The sequence below is a fragment of the Rhizocola hellebori genome, from assembly GCF_016862955.1.
GTDB lineage: Bacteria > Actinomycetota > Actinomycetes > Mycobacteriales > Micromonosporaceae > Rhizocola > Rhizocola hellebori.
Genome location: NZ_BONY01000115.1, coordinates 1 through 20,938, shown reverse-complemented (window position 1 = coordinate 20,938; position 20,938 = coordinate 1). Strand labels below are relative to the sequence as shown.

Sequence of the window (20,938 nt, the reverse complement as noted above, 5' to 3'; positions counted from 1 at the left end):
CGGGCCTACTTTGTTTGAGGAGGAACTTTGCGGATCCTGACCTGTGTGCACACGATGGAGATCGGCGGCACGCAGATCAATGCCATCGAGCTCGCGCGCACAGTGGCCGAGCTCGGTCACGAGTCGATCGTTTTCGGTCCACGCGGCGACATCACGCACGTGGTCGAGGAGTTCGGTCTGGAGTTCGTGGCGGCGCCGCCGGCCGGTGAGCCGCCGGCGATGCGTACCTCGGTGGCGATCTGGAGACTGGCGCGGCGACGCAAGGTGGACCTCATCCACGCCCATTACTGGACCCCTGCGGTCGAGGCGGCCTACGGCGGCTTTCTCACCCGTGGCGTCCCCACCGTTGCCACGATCTACACGCCTGAGGTTCCCCGGTGGGCGCTTCCCCGTTCGATGCCCATCATCGTGGGAACGGCCGAGCTGGCCGAGTCCGAGCGTGGCTACCGTCCGCGCACCTACCTTCTCGAGCCGCCGGTCGACACGGTGGCCAACGCGCCGGTCGCGGACACCGCTGCGGCCAGGGCGCGATTTGGCTTGCGCCCTGACGAAATCGGCATCTTCGTGGTCTGCCGGCTGACGCCGGAGCTGAAACGCGAGGGCCTGCTCGCCGCGGCCCGGGTGATGGGAAAGATCGCGACCAGATATGGCTTGCGCCTGTTCATCGTGGGCGATGGCCCATCGCGTGAGGAGATTCAGGCCGAAGCCGATCGGGCCAACGCCGCCGCCGGCCGCGAAGTGGTGACGCTGACCGGGCAGATGACCGATCCCCGAGACGCCTACGCCGCTGCGGACCTCATGCTGGGCATGGGCGGTTCGGCCCTGCGGGCCATGGCATTCGGCAAACCGCTGGTGGTCCAGGGCGAGCGTGGTTATTGGCGCTTGCTCACCCCGGAGAGCCTCGACTTCTTCCTCGACAAGGGTTGGTACTGGAACGGCGACGGCAGCGACGGCGCCCCCGTGCTGGAGCAGATTCTCGTCGATCTCGTCAAGCGCCGCGAAACATGGGGCGAGTTGGGAGCGCTGGCCCGCGAGGTCATCGTCTCCCGGTTCAGCCTCGAGGCGGCCGGCCGTCAGCTGGTGAAAATCTACGAGACCGAGCTGGCGTTGCGCCGGCCCGCGCTGGGCCGGATCGGCGCGATGCTGGCGACGACCGCGCATATGGCTTCGTACAAGGCGGATCGGTCCCGAGCGGTGGGTCTGGCGGTGCGTCCGGTGCGGGCGATCGCCCGCCGTGCCCGCCCGGCGAGATCGGCCAGCGATGACAATTGATGAACCGGTGACCGCGCCCGAAGCCACCACGACCATTGGGGCGAAAGCCCGGCGTGGCTTCGCCTGGAGCACGGTCGGCAGCCTCGTCCTGCGCGTGGGCAACTTCGGCGTGGGCATCATCATGGCCCGCCTGCTTGCGCCGGAACAGTTCGGGGTGTTCGCGGTCGCGCTGACGGTGCAGACCATCGTTCTTGCCTTCGTGGAAATGGGCCTGACCGCCGACCTGGTGCGCCTGGGCAACATCCGAGCCCGGGCCGCGACGGCCACTACCGTCGCGGTCGGCCTGGCGCTCATTTTCGCCACCGCCATGGCGCTGCTGGCCGGGCCGATGTCCGAGGCGCTCGGTGCCGGGCAGGCCGCGCCCGTGGTGCGGGTCATGTCGATCACGCTGGTGCTCTCCGCGCTGGCGACCGTGCCGCATGCCATCCTGCAGACCGGTTTCCGCCAGTCGGCCCAGTTCGCGGTCGACGGCAGCGGGCTGCTGGTGAACACGGTGGCAGTGCTCAGCCTGGCGCTGTTGGGTTTCGGGGCCATGTCCCTGGCGCTGGCGAGCGTCCTGTCGCTGGCGACCACCTGCGTGCTGCAGTACGTCATCACCCACACCCGGCCGCGCTTCGGTTTCGATCGCGAGGTGGCGACCCAGCTGATCCGGTTCGGGTTGCCGCTCGCGCTGGCCAACCTGCTGTCGTGGGTGGTCATGAACGTGGACTACGTGGTGGTGGGCTGGCACTCCGGCCCGATCATCCTTGGCACGTATGTGCTCGCGTTCAACATGGCTTCGTGGCCGATGTCCTCGCTGGGCCTGGCGTTGCGGGTGGTCGCCCTGCCCGGCTTCTCCCAGCTCGACGACAAGCGACGGTCCGCCGGGCTCAGCCTGGCCGCCGGGTTGAGCTTCACGCTGGCGCTGCTGGCCGGGGTGCTGCTGTCGAGCCTGGCCTCGGTGGTCATCCCGTTCGTGTACGGCGACAAGTGGCAGGCGGCTGCCCAAGCGCTGGCCGGGTTGGCTTTCTTCGGCGCGCTGCGGGTGGTGTTCGACCTCATGGCCACCTACCTCATCGCCGCCGGGGCGACCCGTGCGGTGCTGGTGGTGCAGGTGTTGTGGCTGCTCGCGCTCGGGCCGGCCATGGTGATCGGGCTGGACAGATGGGGGCTGGCCGGCGCCGGCTGGGCACATGTGGTGATCGGGGTGGGGATTGCTTTGCCCGCTTACCTGTTGGCGGTGCGCTCCCGGGGCGCGCGGCCGCTGGCGATCCTGAAAAACATGGCCGTCCCGCTGATCGCGGTGGCGCCTGCGATGTTTGCCGGCTACCAGATCTCCGAGCTGTTCGACATGAGGTTGCTGGCGTTGCTGAGTGGCGGCCTGGCCGCATCAGCGGTGTACCTGGGCATTGTCTTCCTCTGGGCGCGCCGGCTGCTCAGGCGGATGCGCGCTGTCATGGATGTCGAGCACGACGAGGAAAAGCAGCTCGGTGAGCCGAAACTGGCGGCCATAGCATGACCGAGTCAGGCACAGAGGGTGGGAAAACATGCGCCGAGTGACCATGTGGGCGCAACGGCACGCCCATAACGTGCCCGCGCCGTTGCGGCGGCTCGCACGCCGGGCAATGTCCGTTGTGGACAGTGATGGCAGGTCCGCTGGGCCGAGCGAGAACTGGTCGCAGCCCCTGATCGCCGGGCGAGACGGTGCTGACCTGCAGGCCCTGCCCCGCACGATCGCCCCGACGGCGGTGGCCGAATCCGTTGCGGCGAGCACCGCGACGGTGCGCTGCGTGGTGGCGATCGAGGTGCTCGATGTCGGCGGGATGGACGAGATGGCGGCCTTCCTGGGCCGCCGGTTGCCCGAGTTCGGCATCCAGACCACCGTCGTCTACCACTCGGGGCAACAAGAGGGCTCTACCGGCGAAGTGGGCCGGTTGGTGCGCGCGCTTACCGACGCCGGGGTCGATCTGCAACGGCTCAAACCGGAGACCGCCCAAGACTTCCTGGCCACCCACCGGCCCGACGTGATCAGCGCCCATGGCGCGCCCGGCTGGCTGCTCGACGCGGCCGTAGCCGTTGGCGTGCCGTGGGTGGAGACCCTGCACGGCATGCACCACTTCCTGCACCGCGACTCCTGGGCGCCCGAACAGGAGCGCTCCAAAGGGATCGCCGCTCAGATCGCGGTCAGCGAGATGGTGCGCCGGCAATATCTCGCCTGCGTCCCGACCTTTCCCGCCGACCGGCTGGTGACCATTCCCAACGGGGTCGACGAGCACCGGATCACCACCGTGGACAGAGCCGCGGCGCGGGCCGCGCTCGGTCTGCGCGACGAGGTGCTGCTGCTTTCGCTGGCTCGTTTCGGTTTGCAGAAGAACACCTATGGTCTGCTCAGCGCGTTCGCGAAAGCAGCGCGGCCGGACACCCACCTGCTCATCGCGGGTCGCGCGGACGACAGGCTCTACTACGAACAGGTGCGCCACTACGCCGACAGCCTGCCGTGCGCGGACCGGATCCACCTTCGCGGCCACTGCTCGAACCCGACCGCGCTGCTCGCGGCCGCCGACGTCTTCGTTCTCGACTCGTTCTTCGAAGGCTGGTCGCTGGCATCGATGGAAGCATTGGTCACCGGGCTGCCCGTGGTGATGACCGATGTGGGCGGGGCCAGGGAACAGCTGGACGGGCCGGGCCGCGGCGTTCTCGTGGCCAACCCCGCCGGTGACGCCGAGCGCCTCGACTGGGACATCATCAGCGATCTGCGCTTTCGGCCGCAGCCCAACGAGGACGAGCTGGTCAAGGCCCTGTCGACCGTGCTGGATGGGGTGCCGGGCTTCGCCGCCCGCCGCGAGCAGCTTGCGGCCGAGTCGAGGGCCGCGTTTCCGGCCACGCTGTGCCTACAGCGTCACGCCGAGGTGTTGCGGGCGGTGGCCCGCAAGGAGCCGTTGCCCCACTTCATTTCCGTATGACCGCGGGGGACCAGGCGTCGGGGATGAGCACCTGGGGCGTGCCGGTGCCGTCCGCGGGCACCACCCACACGTCACTGGAGGCGGTGCCCGACCTGGCGCGCGCCAGACCGTAGAGGATGCGGTTGTCGTCGAGCCACTCGACCTGATCGTCCACGCTGTGCGTCTCGGCCAGCAGGGTCTCCGTCCGGGTGGTCAGGTGGTAGACGGCGAGGCGCCATTGCCCGGCGGGCAGGTTGCCGTGCTTCTTGAACGCGATCCGGGTGCCGTCCGGCGACAGGGACGGGCACTCGACGTCCTCGCGGATCGAGGTCAGCCGGCGCTGGGCGAGACTGCCGCGTACCAGCCAGGTCTTGCCACCCGACGCGGCCGTCGCGTAAAAGGTGTCGGCGTCGGCGAACGTGACGCCCCAAAGGTTGCGGTCCGCCGCTGCGATGGTCTGTCCATTCACGACAAGCTGGAACTGTTCCAGGTCAAGGTTTTGCGAGCCATCCAGCGCGCTGACCAGGGTGCGGGTGGAGAACTGCCCGGGGCTGGCGTAGGAGTCGCCGAAGACGAATGTGGTGGTGGCGGCGAGCTTTCCGTCCGCGGACACGCGAGCGCGGCTGGGCAGACCGGTGAGGGGCAGATCGCGGACGGCCGTCCAGTCCGGTCCCAGAACGGTGGACTTGTAGGTGGTGACGATGCCGCGATCGGCGGACAGGCACAGGGCGTCGGCCGCGGTGGCGAAGACCCGCTCGCAGACAGCCGGGGTGATCGCCCGCGATCCCCCCGGATCGGTCACCGGAACGATCGCCACCTGCCCGTACCCGTCGCCCAGCGCCGTGTTGCGGAAGACGATGTGGGATGCCCCGCGCAACGCGGCCAGATCGCCGCGCGTTTCCACCTTGGGGGCGCTCGCTTCGGCCTCGCGCTGCTGATCGCGGACGTGCAGCACGTAGGCGGTCGAGCCGAGCACGGCCAGCAGCACCACGCCGGCGAGGGCGGCTATGCGTACCCGCAAACTGTTCATTCAGACTCCCGGGAGCGCAGCAACCATGCCGCCGCCGGAAGCGCCACCACCAGGAGGCAGGCAACGGTAAGCAAAGCCTGTGAGCGGCCGACGCTGGCCCAGAGCGCCCCGAACCCGACCGAGGCGCCGAAGCGGGAAAGCGCCACGACGGTCTGCGCGGCCGCGATGCCGCTGCCGCGCGCCTCCTCCGGGACCAGCCGGGTCACCAGGGCGGGCAGCACACCGTCGGTGGCCGCGTAGAAAGTGCCCAGGAGCAGCAGGGTGACCACCGTCGGAATGGTGCCGCCCAGCGGGCCACCGGCGGTCAGGTAAACCGCGAGCAACGCGAGATGACCGCCGACGAGCACCTTGGCCCGGCCGACCCGATCGGACAGCCGGCCCAGGGGCACCGCGAGTGCCAGGTAGGCAACGTTCGTCCCCACAAAAAGCAAGGGAAAGAACGAGGCGGCAAGATTGTCGCGTTGCTGCAATGACAGGTAGAGGAATCCGTCGCCGATCGTGAGCACGCCCAGCAGCGCGGAGGCCAGCAGCGGGCCGCGGAGTTTCTTCGCGGAGATGGCACGGAAAAGCCCGGCCAGGCGCAGGGTTGACGGCACGCCTCCGGTGCGCCGGTTGGGCACGAAAAGCACGATGACCGCGACACCCACGATGGCGAAGGCGAACGAGACCACGAAGATGGGGCTGTACCCGCCCGGCACCGCGGCGAGCAAGGCGAAAGCCACGATCGGGCCGATGGTGGCTCCGATCGTGTCCAGCGCCCGGTGCACGCCGAACGCCCGGCCCAGCATGCTCGGCTCGGAGGCATCGGCGATGAGCGCATCCCTGGGCGCCGTGCGCAGACCCTTGCCGAGCCGGTCCGCGGTGATGACCGCGGTGATGGCGAGGAAACCTTGCGCGGGCAGGAGAGCGATGCGGCTCAGCGCGGAGATCCCGTAGCCGGCCGTCGCTATCCACTTTGGACGATTGCTGCGATCGCCGGCATAGCCGCCCGCGATCCGCACCAGCGCGCTGACCCCCTGATAGATCCCATCGATGAAGCCGTAGGCGAGGATGCCCAGCCCCACCTGTGCGGTCAGGTAGATCGGCAGGATTGCGGTGACCATCTCGGACGAGACGTCGGTGAGCAGGCTGACCACGCCGAGCAGGAGCACGGTCGGGGCCACCCGGCGCAGCGCCGACCCGGCGGCTGGCGGTGCCTGGCCGCCGGGTCTGTCGCGTACCGAGACGTACATGATCTAGCCGAGCGCCGCTGCCAGCGCCTGGACCACGGTCTCCTGCTGCTCGGCGGTGATCTGCGGGTACAGGGGGAGGGACAGGATCTCGGTGGCCGCGCGCTCGCTGTGCGGGAAGGTGCCCACGGGGTAGCCGAGCCCGGCGAAGGCGGGGGTCAGGTGAATCGGCACCGGGTAGTGCACGCCCGCGCCGATGCCCTGGGCGTTGAGCTGCTTGAGAACCTGATCGCGCAAAGCCGGCGTGCCATCGCCGGGCAGCCGGATCACATAGAGGTGCCACACGTGTTCGTTGCCGGGCAGGGTCACCGGCAGCGTGACATCAAGCCCCGCAAGCATCTCGTCGTACCGGGCGGCAGCCGCCCGCCGCGCGGCGTTGCCCGCCGCGAGCCGGGCCAGTTTCGCCCGCAGCACCACGGCCTGCAGTCCATCGAGCCGGCTGTTGACCCCGACCACCTCGTGCACATATTTCGTCAGACCGCCATGGCTGCCCAGGGTGCGCACGGCGGTGGCGACCGGGCTGAAGTCGGTGACGACCGCGCCGGCATCCCCATATGCACCAAGGTTTTTGCCCGGGTAGAAGCTGGTGGAGGCGATCCCGTCCGCGCCGGCGCACTTGCCGAAGCGGGTCGCCCCCTGACACTGCGCGGCATCCTCGACGATCGCCATCCCGGGCGCACCGGCCCGCAGCTTCTCCACCGGCGCGTGCTGGCCGTAGAGGTGAACGGGGACAAGCGCCTTGGTCCTCGGTGTGATCGCGGCCAGCGCCGCGTCGACGTCGATGAGATAGGTCTGCGGATCCATGTCCACGAGCACGGTCTGGGCACCCGCGCGGGCGACCGCTTCGGCCGTGGCCACAAAGCTGTTCGCGGGCAGGATCACCTCGTCGCCGGGGCCGACCCCGACCGCACGCAAAGCCAGCTCCAGCGCATCGGTGCCGTTGGCCACGCCAACGCAGCGTCGCGCGCCACTGAACTCGGCGTACTCCTCTTCGAAAGCGGTCACCTCCGCGCCGCCGATGAACGCGGTCTTGGCGATGACCCGGGCGAACCCCTCGGCCACCTCCTGCGCCACTTCGGCGTGCGCCGCCGCGAGGTCGACGAGCGGAATCATTGCCTTCTCCCTTGGTTGGACTTCAAACGGTTTGCAGCTGCGCGGAGCGCAGGAAGCGGGCCGGATTGCCGACCCAGATCTGTCCGGGCGGGACATCGCGCAGGACCACCGCGCCGAGCCCGACCTGCGCCCACGCGCCGATGGTGACGCCCTCGCGGATCAGTGCCCCGGCCCCGACGTAGGCGCCCTCCGACACCGTCACGTCACCGCCGAGCCGGACGCCGGAGGTGAGTGTCGCGTAGTCATGCACGACATCGTCGTGGGTCAGGACGGTCTGCGGCATCACCGCAACGTGTGCACCAACTGACACATCGGCGGTAAGGGTGATCTGCGACAGGAGGACCGAACCCGGGCCGATCGTGCAGCCTGCCCCGGCCGCTACGGTCGGATGGATGATGGTGGCTACCCTATCCGCGGGCAGCGCCAGCCTTTCGACGATCTGTTTGCGTGCCGTGTAGTTGCGCGGGTTGCCCACGCAGACCACCACCGCCGCGCCGGGATGCGCGGCGATCGTCGCGTCCAGACCACCGAGAATCGGCACTCCGGAGCGGCTCTGGCCGTGCAGTGCCGGGTTGTCGTCAAGGAAACCGAGCAGGTGCCAGGTCGGCACCTGCTCGTTGATCGCGTGTACGGCGGCCGCTGTTTCGCGAGCGAAACCCCCGGCACCCGCGATCAGCAGCTCCCTCATGCGCCGGTCAGCTTGCTCAGCACCCCGACGATGTGCTCCTGGTCGGCGTCCGTGAGCGCGTGGTGCAACGGCAGGATCAGCGAGTCGCGGGTGATGCGCTCGGTGTTGGGCAGCTCCAGGTGTGCGCTGTCGGAGTAGGCCGGCTCCAGGTGCGCGGCCATGATGCCACGCCGCGCGGAGACCCCTGCGGCCGCCAGCTCGCTGAGCACCTCGTCGCGGCCGGGGCCGAACTCCGGGTCGAGCAGCACCCAGAACGACTGGAAATTCGTGGTGCCGTAGCTGGGATCCCGCACCGGGGTCAGGCCTTGAATTCCGGACAGCATTTCGTGGTACCGGGCGGCAAGCTCGCGCCGTTGAGACACCAGCGCGTCCATCCGGCCCAGCTGCACCAGCCCGATGGCGGCCTGGATATCGGTCATGCGGAAGTTGTAGCCGGTTTCCAGGTAGGCCTCCAGGATCGGCTTGGCACTGGCGTGCCGGTCGGCCGCGGAGACGTTCATGCCGTGCTCACGCAGTCGGCGCAGCCTTACCGCCCAGTCGGATTTGTCGACGGTGAGCATCCCGCCCTCACCCGTGGTGATGACCTTGCGGGGGTGAAACGACCAGGCGGCGACGAGTGCGCCTTCCCCGACCGGCCGCCCGTAGGCCGTCGAACCCGCCGCGCAGGCGGCGTCTTCGACCAGCGCCACGTCCCACTCACTCGCCGCGGCCCGCAGCGCTTGCACGTCAAACGGCACCCCACCCTGGTGCACCGCGATGATCGCCCGGGTACGGGAGGTGCGCACAGCGTCCACTGTGGACACGGTGAGGTTGCCGGTGGACAGCTCGACATCGGCGAAGACCGGTGTGGCGCCTACATATCGGGCCGCGTTCGCGGTGGCGATGAACGACAGCGACGGCACGATGACCTCGTCACCCGGACCGATCCCGAGCGCGATCAGCGCAAGGTGCAGTGCGGTGGTGCAAGAGCTGACGGCCACGCCGTGTTCCGCGCCGACCAGGCCCGCGAAGACCCGCTCGAACTCGGCGACCCGCGGACCCTGAGCGACCCAGCCGGACCTGACGGCCTCGGCCGCCGCCTGTGCCTCTTCCTCGCCGAGCATCGGCAGCATCACCGGGATCATGCGGCATCCTCCGCCAGCTCGGCCGCGGCACGTTCCGCGCGCCACCAGTCGACAAGGTCGTGAAGTCCTTCGCGCAGGCCGATTTCCGCGCGGAAACCGAGCCGCTGCTGGGCCAGGCTGGTGTCGGCAAGACGCCGGGTGACCGCGTTGACCGTGCGGGCCGGACCGTGTTCGGGGGTCAGGTCGGCCTTCATCACCTCGGTCAGCGCCTGGGCGAGCTCGAGCAGCGAGGTCTCCTCGCCGCTGGCGACATTGAAGACCTCGTCGGTGGCGTCAGCCTCGGCGGCCAGGATGTTGGCCCGCGCGATGTCCTTGACGTGAACGAAATCCATCGTCTGCAGGCCGTCGCCGAGGATCAGCGGCGGTGTCCCGGCCTCGATGCGCTCCATCCAGCGGATCAGCACCTCGGTGTAGAAGCCGAAGATGTCCATCCGCGGGCCGTAAACGTTGAAGTAGCGCAGCGCCACGTAGTCCAGACCGTGCATGGCGTGGAAGCTGCGCAGCATCCCCTCGTTGAACGCCTTCGCCGCGCCGTAGAACGTGTCGTTGTTATAGGGGTGCTGCTGTTCGGTGGTGGGGAAGTGGTCGGCCAGCCCGTAGACCGAGGCGGACGAGGAAGCGATCAGCTTGCTGACCCCGGCCTGAACAGCGGCCTCGATAACGTTAAAGGTCCCATCGACCAGCACCTCGTTGGCCAGCCGCGGCTCCTGCGCGCATTGCGTGATGCGGATCGCAGCCAGGTGGAACACGAGATCCTTGCCGGTGGTCACGTCGCGCAGCAGGTCGATGTCGCGGATGTCGCCGTCGACCACCCGGACCGGCCCGTTGGCCAAGGCCCAGCTCAGGTTCTCCAGCCGCCCCCGGACGAGGTTGTCCAGGACCACCACTTCCGCCGCGCCCTTGGTCACCAGCTGGTCCACCACGTGCGAGCCGATGGTGCCCGCGCCGCCGGTGACCAAAACCCGTGCGCCCGCAATGCTTCTGGTCATGCCGCACCCTCCAGGGGGACGAAGGTGCCACCGTTGGCAAGGCTGACTTTGGTGGCATTCAAGATGTCCAGCACCCGCAACCCGGCCCGCCCATCGGTGAGCGGCGGGCGGCCGGTGTGGATGGAACTGGCGAACTCCTCGACCATGGTGCGCAGGGCCTCTCGTTCGGACAGGGCCGGCGCGACCATGTCGCCGGACCGGTAGGAGATCAGCATTTCGCGGCGCTCCTCAGCACCCAGCTCGCCCGGGGTGGCGACGTCGACGCCCCGATCGAAGATGGCGATGCGCTGGGTGGGATTCAGATCGTCCCACACCAGGGTGCGCTTGGATCCGCCGATGATGGTGGTGCGCACCTTGATGGGCGACAGCCAGTTGACGTGAACGTGCGCGATGGCCCCGCTGCTGAGTTTCAGCGTGAGGTAGCCGATGCACGAGCGGCCCGCGCCGATCGGGTCAGCGCCGTGCGCCGCCACAGCAACCGCCTTGACTCCCTCGGGGAGAACGAAATCCAGGATCGACAGGTCGTGCGGCGCCAGGTCCCAGATGACGTCGATGTCACGTTGCACCAGGCCCAGGTTGATCCGCACCGCGTCGAGGTACTGAAGCTCGCCCAGCTCGCCCGAGCGCAGCAGCTCCCGGATCCGGATCACGGCCGGGGTGTAGCAGTAGGTGTGGTCGCACATCAGGGTCAGGCCGCGCCGGTCGGCTTCCTCGACCAGCTGCAGGCCCTCCTCATAGGTGGCCGCCAACGGCTTTTCGACCAGTACATGCTTGCCGGCGCGCAGCGCTGCGAGCGCGACCTCCAGGTGGGTGCCGGCCGGTGTGGCGATCGCCACCGCCCGCACCGCCTCGTCGGCGAGGACCGCCGCGAGGTCGGCCGTGGCCTGCACGGTGGAGTAGTGGCCGAGGACACGCTGGGCCCGGCTGACATCCAGATCGCAGAGCCAGCGCAAGCGGAAAGCGTCTGATGCCTGGAAGTTACGGACCAGATTGGGCCCCCAGTAACCCGCGCCGATTACGGCAACTCCGATTGGCTCACCAGCAACGACGGCGTCAGGCGGTGCGCTCACTTGTCCTCGTTTCGATTGTCTTTGCGCGATTTGTCATCGCGGCAGCATGCCGACTAGGGGTTGCGAACCCACAATTCGCAGGCAACGTACCGGCTGGCGGCTGCCCTCGGGTAGTCAGCTGACAAAAACCCGCCACAGCATTCCACCTCACGGTTCGCCTTTCCCAGACGGTCACCAAGGCGTGCCAGACTACCTACCCGTCCCCTGCTTTCATCCCGAGAGGAATCAGCCCATGGAACCAGCGGCCCGCGTCATGGCGAGCGCCGATGTCGACGACGCAGCCTCGGTGGGTGCCGGCACGACGGTGTGGCATCTGGCTCAGGTCCGCGAGGATGCCGTCGTGGGAAGCAATTGCATCATCGGGCGGGGCGCCTACGTCGGACCGGGGGTGCGGGTCGGCGACAACGTGAAGCTGCAGAACTACGCGCTCGTCTACGAGCCCGCGGTGCTTGCCGACGGGGTGTTCGTAGGGCCGGCGGCCGTGCTGACCAACGATGTGTATCCCCGTGCGGTCACCCCCGAGGGCAAACTCAAGACCGGTGACGATTGGACGGCGGTCGGCGTGACCGTGGGCGAGGGCGCGGCCATTGGCGCGCGAGCTGTCTGCGTCGCGCCGGTGACCATCGGCAAATGGGCGCTCATCGCGGCCGGGGCCGTGGTCACCACCGATGTGCCCGACTTTGCGCTGATCGTCGGGGTGCCGGGGCGGCGCATCGGCTGGGTGGGCCGTGCCGGAGAACCGCTGACGGCGCTTGGCGATGGCCGATTCTCGTGTCCGCGTACCGGCGAGGAGTACGTGGAGTCCGCCGGCCGACTCACCCAGGGGTGAGCATGCAGCGAATCCGAAGCCTTGCCCGAGCCGCGATGCGCGCCAGCGCCCGCGACGAGACTGCGGCCACCGCAGCCCGCAGCGCGCTGGTGCTTGCGCCGCACCCGGACGACGAGACGCTCGGCTGTGGCGCCACCATCATGCGCAAGCTGGCCGCCGGAACGCCGGTGACGGTGGTGGTGCTGACCGACGGCCGGCATTCTCATCCATCGCTGGGGCCCGACGCGCTCGCCGCGTTGCGGCATCAGGAGATGACCGAGGCGGGGAGGCGGCTGGGCCTGCCGCCCGACGGCGTGCGATGGGGCGGCTTCGCCGACGGCGGGCTGACCGCCCACGAGGACGAGGTCGCGACCCTGATCGAGAAACTGATCGGTGAGCTTTCCCCGGACGAGATCTACACCACCTGTGCCGCGGAGCCGCATCCGGATCACGCCGCCCTGGGCCGGGCTGCCCGCCGGGCGGTTCTGGCGACCACTCGGGCGTCAGGTTCGGCCAATCGGCTGCCCGCCTCCGCCGTAAGGCTGCTCGAATATCCCGTGTGGCTCTGGGGATCCTGGCCGTTACGGCGAGGGGATCGCCTTCCGTCCACTGTGGACGCTGCGCGCCGGGTGCTGACCCGCAACGCGATTTCGGTGCGGGCCGAGCAATACAGCGCCGGGAAACTTCACGCGCTGGCCGCGCACGCATCACAACTGCACCGCCCAGCCGACGTCTCCGCCGACCAGCCGTGGCCCACGCTGCCGCCGCCGGTGCTGGCGGCGGCAGCGGACAAGGCCGAACTGTTCTTCCCGTTCCATGGGCGCGAAGGGGTGCTTGGGTAATGGAGACTCTGTCAGCCGACTCGGTGGTGGGGGCGGCGCCGCAACGGGCAGCCGCATCGCTTTCGACCGGCCGCACCTGGCTGGTCGGCACGCTGGCCGTCGCCGCGATGACCGCGGCGAGTCTGATCCGTCAGGGCGGTGCGGGCGCTCTCAACACCGTCTACGCCGAGGACGGCTCGATCTTTCTCACCCAGGCCGAGCAGAAGTCCACTTTGGACGCTGTCACCACCGCCTACGCCGGTTATCTGCACACGGTGCCGCGATTGATCGCCGAGGTGGTGACCCTGTTGCCGGACGGCGCGATGGCGGCCGGTCTGGCCGTGGGCGCGGCGCTGGTGACCTCGCTGATGGCCTGGCTGGTGTATGTCGCGAGCGGCAGCGTGTTCACCGGGGTGCTGCCGCGGGTGCTGGTGGCCGCGGTGACAGTGCTGGTGCCGGTGGCCCAGGAGGAGCTGCCCAACGCGATCGCCAACCTGCAATGGCCCGCGCTCTACGCGCTGTTCTGGGTGCTGCTGTGGGCACCGGCGACGATCGGCAAGCGGATAGTGGCCACGGCGGCCACCCTGCTGATCACCTTGAGCTGCATCATCTCCGTGGCGCTGATTCCGTTGGCGCTGTGGCAGGTCTACCGCAAGCGTGACCGCGTCAGCGTGCTGCTGCTGACGGCGATGTCGGCCGGGCTGCTCGGGCAGGGCCTGGCCACGGTGCTGTCCGACAGCCAGCAGCGCGACCTGAACCCGGACCTGGTGCACTGGGCGCCGTGGTGGGTGGTTCGGGCCGTGCCGGCCGGCGTGATCGGCCAGCGCTGGTTCGGCGCGGAGGTGAACGGCCGCTGGCTGGTCCTGGCCGCGCTGGCCTGGGTCATCCTCGCCGGGCTCGTGGTGCTGGCCTGGCGTCGCCCGGGTCGGCCCCAGCTTGCCCTGGCCGCCACCGCTGTCCTGTGCAGCATCGCCGTTTACGCCGCGCCCACGGTTCTTTCCGGAATAGCCACGCCACGATATGGCGCCGCGCCGGCCATGCTGCTCATCACGGCACTGGTCGCTCTGCTGATCCCGAAAGCGCAGGTCGGTTGGCGCTCCCCGTTCGCCGTGCTGGTGGCGCTGTGTGCGGTGGTCTGGGCTACCAATTTGGTGGTACCCAACAGGCGTGGCCAAGGCCCGGCCTGGGACTCCGAGCTGTCGCGGCAGCCTTGCGTTTCCACCAGCCGCCAGATCCCCATCACCCCGGCCGGCGAGGACTGGACAGCGACCCTGTCATGTCCCTGACGCACCGGCCCGCATAGGCAATAGTCAGTAGCCCAAGCCGGGTACAGGGCGGTAGGTTGCGCCGCATGGTGGATGTGCGGCAGGTGGAAACCGACGAGCAGATGCAGCGTTACCTTGACGTCTACGCGGAAGTCGAGCCGACGCAACGGGTGCCGACCGTTGCCGAGATGCGGGCAAAGGAGCGGCCGGGCCGGGCGACGTTAGTGGCCTACCGCAGCGGCGACCTGGTGGCGTCGGGATTTGTGGACAGGTCGGGCCAGGTTGGTCGCGCCTTCATCATGCCCCGGGTGCGGCCCGCGTTCCGGCGTCGGGGTATCGGCACTGCCGTGCTGCGCGAGCTGCTGAATCTGGCCGAGAAGCTGGACCTGCCCGTGGTGCGCAGCATGGCCGACGACCCCGGGTCGGTCGAGTTCGGGTTGCGCTTCGGGTTCACCGAGGTCGACCGTCAGGTCGAGCAGTTACGCGCGATCGGCGAGGAGCCGCCGCCCACGCCACCCGCCGGGGTGACGATCGTCAGCATCGCGCAGCAGCCCGAGCTGTGGCGGCCGGCCTACGATGCCGTTGGCGTGCAAGGGTTCGCGGATCTGGCGCTGACCAACGAGGTGAAGGTCACGGCCGAGGAGTGGATGACCGGGGAGATGAACAACCCGGCATCGACCTTCGTAGCTCTATCTGGTACCCAGATAATTGGTGTTGCCAGTCTGCTGACCGAGCAGGACAAACCACATCGCGCCGAGCACGGGCTCACCGCCGTGCGGCGCGAGTGGCGCGGCAAGGGGGTCGCGGCAGCCCTTAAACGCCAATGTCTGGCGTGGGCTGCCGACAACGGGCTCACCGAGGTCTACACCTGGACCCAGCGCAACAACGCGGAGATGAGGCGGCTCAACGAGCACCTCGGTTACCGCTACGGACTGGTCAGCGTCAGCCTCGAGGCTCCGATGCCACCCCATCCGACTCTATAGAGATGACCTGGGTCTTCTCCTCTAGAGCGCCCGCGAGCGGCAGGCTCTGCGTCGCCTCGGCGGCATCGTCTTTGGGGGCAACCACATCCATGCGCTGAGTCGCGGCCCGGCGACGCTCCGCGTCCTCGGCCTCGCGCTGCGCCTTGGCCAGCCGCTCCATCTCGATGTTGAGCTGCGCCTTGAGCTCACCGATGCGCTGCTCCAGCTGCACCTTGGTCTGCGTCGAGGCGGCGATCGCCTGCTGGGTGGCGGCCAGCCCGATGCGCGCCTGCTCGGCGGTGATCTGCATCTGGCTGGCGGCCTTGTGGGCGTCGGCGACCAGCTTCGCGGCTTCGGACTTCGCTGCGGTGATGCTCTCCTCGGAGACGCTCTGCACCGCGTTCAGCCGCTTCTGGGTGTCGGCCTTGGTCTCGCTGAGCAGCTGCTCCGCCCGGATCTTGTTCTGAGCGGCGATCTCCTCGGCCTCGGCGATGATGGCCTGAGCCTCATTGCGGGCCTGGGTGAGGTGCCGCTGGGCTTCGCCGATGTGCTCGGCGACCGTCAAACGCGTGTCGGCGACAAGGGTTTCGGACTCGGCGTGGGCCGCCGCGATCTGCGCCTCCCGCTCGGCGGTCTGCGCGACCGCGCTCTCGTGGGCGGCGGCGACGATCTGCTCGGCCTCCGCGCGGGCGGCGTTGAGGTATTGCTCGGCGTCTTCCTCGCGCTTGGAGGCCGCGGCCCGGCCACCCGCGATGAGCTTCTCAGCCTCGGCGGTGGCGATGGCGAGGCGCTCCTCGGCCTCGGCGGCCCGGCGGGCGGCCTCGGCCTGGGCGGCCGCGACGATCTGCTGCGCCTCGGTCTTCGCGGCGGCAAGGCGCTCTTCGGTTTCCGTGTGGTGGTGCGAAACCTCGTCCCGGCCGGACGTGATGATCTGCTCCGCCTCGGCCCTGGCCTCCGCGAGGCGCTGCTCGGCCTCGGCGACCTGCTGGGCGGCAGCGGCACGGGCGGCGGCGATCGCCTCGTCGGCTTCGGCCTTGGCCAGCGCGGCCAGCTGCTCGGCCTCGGCCTGGGCGGCGGCCAGCCTCTGCTCCGCCTCGGCCTGCGCGGTGGCGAGTTTCTGCTCGGCGTCGGCCTGCAGCGCCTTGAGCCGGCCCTCGGTCTCGCTGCGGAAAGCGGTGATGTCCTTTTCGACCTGAACCCGACGGCCGGCGGCCTCGGTGGCGGCCGAGGTGCGGATGGCCTGGGCCTCCTGCTGCGCATGCGCCAGCACCTCGCGGGCCTCGGCACGCAGCCGCTGCGACTCCTGTATCACCTGGTTGCGGCGATCTTCGTCGGCCTTGATCTCGTCCTTGCGCCGGGAAGCCAGGGCGAGGTCGAAGTCCCTTACCGCGAGCGCTGTCCTTTCGCGGGCGTCGGCGAGCAGCCGCTCAGCCTCGGCGCGCTGATCGGCGATCTCCTGCTGGGCCTGAGCGACAATGTCGCCGGCCTGCTCCTCGGCCATGGCCAGGATCTGCTCGACCCGGCCACCGAGATGGCGGAACGACACTCGCGACGGGACAGCCCGTCGCGCCACGTCGGCCAACTCCACCTGCAGCTGCTGCACCTGACCGGCCAGCGCCTGCATCTGAGCGAAGGCCTGATCGCGCTCGGCAGCCAAAGTCGCCAGATCGGACTCGACATTTGTTACGTACCGATCTACCTGACGTTTGTCATACCCCTTGAAGGCAACGTCAAAGCTGGGCTCGGACGCGACGCCTTCGCCAAGAGCGAACAGGTCTCCACCATGCGACATGCGGTCCATCCTCACACAGAAAGTCCTGATACCTCAGCATGGGGGCCGAAGTACCAGGACTTTCCAAGAAACTATTGCTGGTCTTTGGGTTTGCCCTTGTCAGCGGCGGGCACACCGGGCACGATGCCGGCCAGGCCGGACAGCATCTGGCCAAGCTGCGCGGTGACCGCGTCCTTCTGGCGGGTGAGGTCTTCGACCTCGCGGCGGGCCGCACCGGTGGTGAGCTCGGCCTCGTTGCGGGCGTCGGTGACGAGGCGGTGTGCCTCGGCCTTGGCCTCGTTGACGCCCTTCTCAGCGGCGGCGCGAGCCTTCTCGACCGTGTCGGTCGCCGTGCGCTCGGACTCGATGCGGCGAGCCTCGGCGCGCTGCTCGATCTCCTTGGCGCGGTCTTCGGCGGCACGGGCACGCTCTTCGGCTTCGCCGACGAGCTTCTGCGTCGCGGCAACCGCGGAGGAGTGACGCTGGGTCTCTTCGCGCTCGGACTTCTCGCGGCGCTCGGCCAGCTCGAGCTGGAGAGCCTGCAGGTCCTTGTCGCGCTTGTCGCGGGCGTCGGCCAGCAGCTTGGAAGCCTCAGCGCGCTTCTCCTCCGCCTCGCGGGCGGCCTTGGCGCGCAGCTGGGTGATCTCACGCTCGGCGGTGGCCCGCAGGGTGGCGACCTCGCGCTCGACCGTCGCCTTCAACTCGGCGACCTCGTGCGACGTGGCGGTGCGCAGCTGCTTGGTCTCGCGGTCGGCGTCGGCACGCAGGGTGTCGGCCTCGCGACGGGCCTGCACCCGAACCTCGGCGGCCTCGCGCTCGGCGGCGGTGCGAAGGTTGCCGGCCTCGCGCTCGGCGGTGGCCTTCATCGCAGCCGCTTCCGCGCGCGCCTTGTCGGTGATCTCCCGGGCCTCAAGGCGGGCGGCGGAGAGAATGCCCTCGGATTCGCGCTTGGACTCACCGCGGTGGTCGTTAGCCTGCTCCTCGGCCAGTCGCAGGATCTGCTCGACCCGGGTGCCGAGGCCCGAAAGGGTCGGCCGGCTGTTCTCCTCAAGCTGCTTGCTGGATTCGGCGAGCTTCTGCTCGACCGCACCGAGCCGTTGCTCAGCCTGGCGCAGACGCCGCTGGGCGTCATTCATGCGCTGTTCGGCCTCATTACGCGCCTGCTCTGACTGAGAGAGGTTGGCGGTAAGGCGTCCTATAGCGGCATCGACCTGGTTGCGCTCGTAGCCACGCAGGACGACGGTGAAGTCCTGCTGCGTGCTCACGGCTCCCTCGAAAAAGTCCATGTTGTTATTGGGGGAAGTTTGCTGCTGGGGCATTGGCACATACTCCCAGATACACCCCGGTCTTTCGCAATAGCGTAGGGCCAGATTTGATGCGGGAATATGTGCCGTTGGCTAAACTCCGCTGAATCTTGTGATGCTGTTGAGAAGCTGTGACCGTTTTTCCTGATCTCTGACGCCCAATCCGGTCGCCGGAGCCAGACACAAGACCCCCACTTTTCCCTGGTGGGCATTGCGATGAACGTCATAGGCGGCTTGGCCGGTCTGGTCCATCGGGAACGTTTTGGATAGCGTCGGATGAATTCGGCCAAGGTCAATCAGTCGATTGGCCTCCCACGCCTCCCGATAGTTGGCGAAGTGGCTACCAATAATCCGTTTGAGTGACATCCACAGGTACCGGTTGTCGTACTGATGTTCATAGCCGCTGGTGGAAGCACAGGTAACGATCGTGCCGCCACGTTTGGCCACAAAGACACTGGCGCCAAAGGTCTCCCGGCCTGGGTGCTCGAAGACGATGTCCGGATCCTCGCCCCCGGTAAGCTCGCGAATCCTTGCGCCGAAACGCTTCCACTCACTTGGGTCCTGGGTGTGTTTGTCCGCCCAGAACTTGTAACCCTCGGCCGCGCGATCGATGACCAGCTCTGCGCCCATGCGGTGACAAAGCTCGGCCTTGTCCGGGCTGGAGACCACGCACACCGGAATGGCCCCGCCGTTGAGCGCCATTTGCGTCGCGTAAGACCCCAAACCACCGCTCGCACCCCAGATCAGCACGACGTCGCCCTGCTTCATATTGGCGCCGTGATGGGAGACGAGCTGCCGGTAAGCGGTGGAGTTCACCAGCCCGGGGCTGGCCGCCTCCTCCCAGGTCAGATGGGCGGGCTTGGGCATGAGCTGGTTGGCCTTGACGAGGGCCAGCTGGGCCAGTCCGCCGAAGTTCGTCTCGAACCCCCAGATGCGCTGTTGCGGGTCGAGCATGGTGTCGTCGTGCCCGGCGGCCTCTTCCAGCTCGACGCTCAGGCAGTGCGCGACGATCTGGTCACCGGCCTTCCACCGGGTCACCCCGGCGCCGACCTTTAATACCACTCCCGCGGCGTCGGAACCGACGACGTGGTAGGGCAGGTCGTGCCGGGCGGTCAGTTCGGAGACCTTCCCGTAACGCTTGAGAAATCCGAAGGTTGACATGGGTTCGAAGATCGAAGTCCACACCGTGTTGTAGTTGATCGCGCTTGCCATCACCGCGATGAGCGCCTCGCCCGGCCCAACCTCGGGCGTGGGCACCTCCTGGACGTGCAGGGCCTTGCGTGGGTCCTTCTCGGCGGTGCTCAATCCGTCGAACATAGTGGATTCCTCGGCCCGTACCACCACGCCTTCGTACGTGGTCGGGATGGTGACGCCGGACAGCTTACGGAGCTGTTCTGCGTGATCCGGGGCTTTCTCAGCCTCCATGATCACATCCAGGATCTGCTGCATGGACCGGACGTTACTTATCGGTAGTTAAGCGCGGAATCGGTTTGTGAAAAACTCCACCAACGGGTGTGTCCGAGCACACCGGTTGCCCGGGGGTAGCGCTGCGCGCCGAGCCTGACGATACTCACCGATTATGGAGTCGGTGCGCGCTGAGACGCTGCGTCGCGATCTCGCGCATGCGCTAAGGACCGGTCCCTTCTCCGCCGTCTTACATTTGGCCATCGAAGCCAGCGGAAAACGGCTGGAAGAAATTCAGGAACGCCTTAGCTTGCAAGGGATTTCGGTCAGCCTGACCACGCTGAGCTATTGGCGGCGCGGGCGCAGCCGGCCCGAGCGACCCGACTCCTTGCGCGCGGTCCGCTTGCTTGAGGAGATACTGGGCCTGCCGGCGGAGTCGTTGATTTCTCAACTAGGACCCCGCCGTCCGCGCGGGCGCTGGCTCGCCCATCCCGCCGGTTTCCTTGACATAGACCGGCTTTTCGAAGACTCGACCAGCGTGGAGAAAATGCTCGGCGAGCTGGACAACCGGATGCACCAGGAGATCACCCGGCTCAGCCTGCACGACCTGTACGTGCTCGGCCCGCAGCGGCAGGAGATCAGCCTCACCACCCGGCAGGTGCTGCGAGCCAACGTGGACAGGGTCTCCCGAGCGGTCGGGGTCTTTCGCACGGACGACACCAGTGGGCCGCGCATGAAAATCAACGCAGTGCGCAACTGCCGGGTGGGCCGGCTACGGTCCGATGTGGACGGTGGACTGCTCGCCGCGGAGCTGATTTTCGACCGCGTGCTGTCCGCGGGTGAGACCGTCGTGGTCGAGTACGAGTTCCTGAGCCCCTCGGTAGAACCCGCCAACAACTACTACCGCGCCTTCGCCGGCCCGGTCGGGGAGTTCGTGCTCCAGGTCCAGTTCGACCCCACCGCCGTCCCGGCCCGCTGCCACCGCTTCGAGCGAAGAACAGTGGCCGCCCCCGATCAGGGCGTCAAAGAGGTATGGATAGGCAACACCCACGGCGCCCACCTAGTCGCCTACGACGTCCCCCCCGGCATCATGGGTATGCGCTGGGAATGGCAGTAAGAGAAGAAAATAGGACTGCACACACGGGATTGCAGCGCCGCGCCGGTGTC

At 68.3% G+C, this 20,938-nt stretch carries 18 protein-coding genes; 8 read left to right on the top strand and 10 right to left on the bottom strand.

Annotation, left to right across the window (positions count from 1 at the left end):
* Positions 1-27 precede the first annotated feature (27 nt).
* Genes Rhe02_RS45195 through Rhe02_RS45185 form a run of 3 tightly spaced genes read left to right on the top strand, consistent with a single transcriptional unit; the run spans position 28 to position 4,214 of the window.
* Positions 28-1,272, top strand: a complete 1,245-nt coding sequence (locus Rhe02_RS45195) for a glycosyltransferase family 4 protein (protein WP_203914732.1) — start codon at positions 28-30, stop codon at positions 1,270-1,272.
* The gene (locus tag Rhe02_RS45190) at positions 1,262-2,770 is read left to right on the top strand and encodes an oligosaccharide flippase family protein (RefSeq protein WP_203914731.1); all 1,509 of its coding nucleotides are present in this window, start codon (positions 1,262-1,264) and stop codon (positions 2,768-2,770) included. Before Rhe02_RS45195 ends, Rhe02_RS45190 begins: the two co-directional genes overlap by 11 nt.
* A gap of 28 nt (positions 2,771-2,798) precedes the next feature.
* Positions 2,799-4,214, top strand: a complete 1,416-nt coding sequence (locus Rhe02_RS45185; RefSeq protein ID WP_203914730.1) for a glycosyltransferase family 4 protein — start codon at positions 2,799-2,801, stop codon at positions 4,212-4,214.
* Here Rhe02_RS45185 and Rhe02_RS45180 read toward each other — a convergent pair.
* Genes Rhe02_RS45180 through Rhe02_RS45150 form a run of 7 tightly spaced genes read right to left on the bottom strand, consistent with a single transcriptional unit; the run spans position 4,201 to position 11,436 of the window.
* A complete protein-coding gene (locus tag Rhe02_RS45180; protein ID WP_203914729.1) occupies positions 4,201-5,223 on the bottom strand; it encodes a TolB family protein in 1,023 nt (340 codons plus the stop codon). The two genes, Rhe02_RS45185 and Rhe02_RS45180, sit on opposite strands and share 14 nt — an antisense overlap.
* Positions 5,220-6,455: an MFS transporter gene (locus Rhe02_RS45175; protein WP_203914728.1), complete on the bottom strand. Its 1,236-nt coding sequence runs from the start codon at positions 6,453-6,455 to the stop codon at positions 5,220-5,222. The genes Rhe02_RS45180 and Rhe02_RS45175 overlap by 4 nt, the downstream gene beginning before the upstream one ends.
* Before the next feature lie 3 nt (positions 6,456-6,458).
* A complete protein-coding gene (locus tag Rhe02_RS45170) occupies positions 6,459-7,565 on the bottom strand; it encodes a DegT/DnrJ/EryC1/StrS family aminotransferase (RefSeq protein WP_203914727.1) in 1,107 nt (368 codons plus the stop codon).
* A 22-nt stretch (positions 7,566-7,587) separates the two neighbouring features.
* The gene (locus Rhe02_RS45165; protein ID WP_203914726.1) at positions 7,588-8,253 is read right to left on the bottom strand and encodes an acetyltransferase; all 666 of its coding nucleotides are present in this window, start codon (positions 8,251-8,253) and stop codon (positions 7,588-7,590) included.
* Positions 8,250-9,377 (bottom strand): DegT/DnrJ/EryC1/StrS family aminotransferase, encoded by a 1,128-nt coding sequence (locus Rhe02_RS45160; protein ID WP_239124474.1) that lies wholly within the window; start codon positions 9,375-9,377, stop codon positions 8,250-8,252. Before Rhe02_RS45160 ends, Rhe02_RS45165 begins: the two co-directional genes overlap by 4 nt.
* Positions 9,374-10,366 (bottom strand): NAD-dependent epimerase/dehydratase family protein, encoded by a 993-nt coding sequence (locus Rhe02_RS45155; RefSeq protein ID WP_203914725.1) that lies wholly within the window; start codon positions 10,364-10,366, stop codon positions 9,374-9,376. Before Rhe02_RS45155 ends, Rhe02_RS45160 begins: the two co-directional genes overlap by 4 nt.
* Entirely contained in the window at positions 10,363-11,436 is a 1,074-nt protein-coding gene (locus Rhe02_RS45150) for a Gfo/Idh/MocA family protein (protein WP_203914724.1), read from the bottom strand. Before Rhe02_RS45150 ends, Rhe02_RS45155 begins: the two co-directional genes overlap by 4 nt.
* A 232-nt stretch (positions 11,437-11,668) precedes the next feature.
* Here Rhe02_RS45150 and Rhe02_RS45145 point away from each other — a divergent pair, with 232 nt between their 5' ends.
* The 4 genes from Rhe02_RS45145 to Rhe02_RS45130 all read left to right on the top strand — a co-directional run bounded on the left by Rhe02_RS45145 (position 11,669) and on the right by Rhe02_RS45130 (position 15,313).
* Positions 11,669-12,265 carry an acyltransferase gene (locus Rhe02_RS45145; RefSeq protein ID WP_203914723.1) on the top strand — a complete coding sequence of 199 codons (597 nt, stop codon included), beginning with the start codon at positions 11,669-11,671 and terminating at the stop codon, positions 12,263-12,265.
* A gap of 2 nt (positions 12,266-12,267) precedes the next feature.
* Positions 12,268-13,086 carry a PIG-L deacetylase family protein gene (locus Rhe02_RS45140; RefSeq protein ID WP_203914722.1) on the top strand — a complete coding sequence of 273 codons (819 nt, stop codon included), beginning with the start codon at positions 12,268-12,270 and terminating at the stop codon, positions 13,084-13,086.
* Positions 13,086-14,351: a hypothetical protein gene (locus tag Rhe02_RS45135; RefSeq protein WP_203914721.1), complete on the top strand. Its 1,266-nt coding sequence runs from the start codon at positions 13,086-13,088 to the stop codon at positions 14,349-14,351. Before Rhe02_RS45140 ends, Rhe02_RS45135 begins: the two co-directional genes overlap by 1 nt.
* Before the next feature lie 65 nt (positions 14,352-14,416).
* Positions 14,417-15,313 carry a GNAT family N-acetyltransferase gene (locus Rhe02_RS45130; protein ID WP_203914720.1) on the top strand — a complete coding sequence of 299 codons (897 nt, stop codon included), beginning with the start codon at positions 14,417-14,419 and terminating at the stop codon, positions 15,311-15,313.
* On the opposite strand, the gene Rhe02_RS45125 is transcribed toward Rhe02_RS45130, so the two are convergent.
* The 3 genes from Rhe02_RS45125 to ccrA all read right to left on the bottom strand — a co-directional run bounded on the left by Rhe02_RS45125 (position 15,273) and on the right by ccrA (position 19,816).
* The gene (locus Rhe02_RS45125) at positions 15,273-17,084 is read right to left on the bottom strand and encodes a coiled-coil domain-containing protein (protein ID WP_203914719.1); all 1,812 of its coding nucleotides are present in this window, start codon (positions 17,082-17,084) and stop codon (positions 15,273-15,275) included. The genes Rhe02_RS45130 and Rhe02_RS45125 overlap by 41 nt on opposite strands.
* Before the next feature lie 71 nt (positions 17,085-17,155).
* Positions 17,156-18,382, bottom strand: a complete 1,227-nt coding sequence (locus Rhe02_RS45120) for a coiled-coil domain-containing protein (protein ID WP_203914718.1) — start codon at positions 18,380-18,382, stop codon at positions 17,156-17,158.
* 78 nt (positions 18,383-18,460) lie between these two features.
* Positions 18,461-19,816 carry a crotonyl-CoA carboxylase/reductase gene (gene ccrA, locus Rhe02_RS45115; protein WP_203914717.1) on the bottom strand — a complete coding sequence of 452 codons (1,356 nt, stop codon included), beginning with the start codon at positions 19,814-19,816 and terminating at the stop codon, positions 18,461-18,463.
* A gap of 130 nt (positions 19,817-19,946) precedes the next feature.
* Between ccrA and Rhe02_RS45110 the strand changes: the two genes are divergently transcribed.
* Entirely contained in the window at positions 19,947-20,888 is a 942-nt protein-coding gene (locus Rhe02_RS45110; protein WP_203914716.1) for a hypothetical protein, read from the top strand.
* Positions 20,889-20,938 lie beyond the last annotated feature (50 nt).

Excerpts from the sequence above, each read along its gene's own strand:
- Rhe02_RS45170 (WP_203914727.1), bottom strand. The coding sequence starts at position 7,565 with ATGATTCCGCTCGTCGACCTCGCGGCGGCGCACGCCGAAGTGGCGCAG.
- Rhe02_RS45125 (WP_203914719.1), bottom strand. The coding sequence starts at position 17,084 with ATGTCGCATGGTGGAGACCTGTTCGCTCTTGGCGAAGGCGTCGCGTCC.
- Rhe02_RS45190 (WP_203914731.1), top strand. The coding sequence starts at position 1,262 with ATGACAATTGATGAACCGGTGACCGCGCCCGAAGCCACCACGACCATT.
- Rhe02_RS45160 (WP_239124474.1), bottom strand. The coding sequence starts at position 9,377 with ATGATCCCGGTGATGCTGCCGATGCTCGGCGAGGAAGAGGCACAGGCG.
- Rhe02_RS45180 (WP_203914729.1), bottom strand. The coding sequence starts at position 5,223 with ATGAACAGTTTGCGGGTACGCATAGCCGCCCTCGCCGGCGTGGTGCTG.
- Rhe02_RS45165 (WP_203914726.1), bottom strand. The coding sequence starts at position 8,253 with ATGAGGGAGCTGCTGATCGCGGGTGCCGGGGGTTTCGCTCGCGAAACA.
- Rhe02_RS45140 (WP_203914722.1), top strand. The coding sequence starts at position 12,268 with ATGCAGCGAATCCGAAGCCTTGCCCGAGCCGCGATGCGCGCCAGCGCC.
- Rhe02_RS45175 (WP_203914728.1), bottom strand. The coding sequence starts at position 6,455 with ATGTACGTCTCGGTACGCGACAGACCCGGCGGCCAGGCACCGCCAGCC.
- Rhe02_RS45110 (WP_203914716.1), top strand. The coding sequence starts at position 19,947 with ATGGAGTCGGTGCGCGCTGAGACGCTGCGTCGCGATCTCGCGCATGCG.
- Rhe02_RS45145 (WP_203914723.1), top strand. The coding sequence starts at position 11,669 with ATGGAACCAGCGGCCCGCGTCATGGCGAGCGCCGATGTCGACGACGCA.
- Rhe02_RS45155 (WP_203914725.1), bottom strand. The coding sequence starts at position 10,366 with ATGACCAGAAGCATTGCGGGCGCACGGGTTTTGGTCACCGGCGGCGCG.
- Rhe02_RS45135 (WP_203914721.1), top strand. The coding sequence starts at position 13,086 with ATGGAGACTCTGTCAGCCGACTCGGTGGTGGGGGCGGCGCCGCAACGG.
- Rhe02_RS45120 (WP_203914718.1), bottom strand. The coding sequence starts at position 18,382 with ATGCCCCAGCAGCAAACTTCCCCCAATAACAACATGGACTTTTTCGAG.
- ccrA (WP_203914717.1), bottom strand. The coding sequence starts at position 19,816 with ATGCAGCAGATCCTGGATGTGATCATGGAGGCTGAGAAAGCCCCGGAT.
- Rhe02_RS45130 (WP_203914720.1), top strand. The coding sequence starts at position 14,417 with ATGGTGGATGTGCGGCAGGTGGAAACCGACGAGCAGATGCAGCGTTAC.
- Rhe02_RS45185 (WP_203914730.1), top strand. The coding sequence starts at position 2,799 with ATGCGCCGAGTGACCATGTGGGCGCAACGGCACGCCCATAACGTGCCC.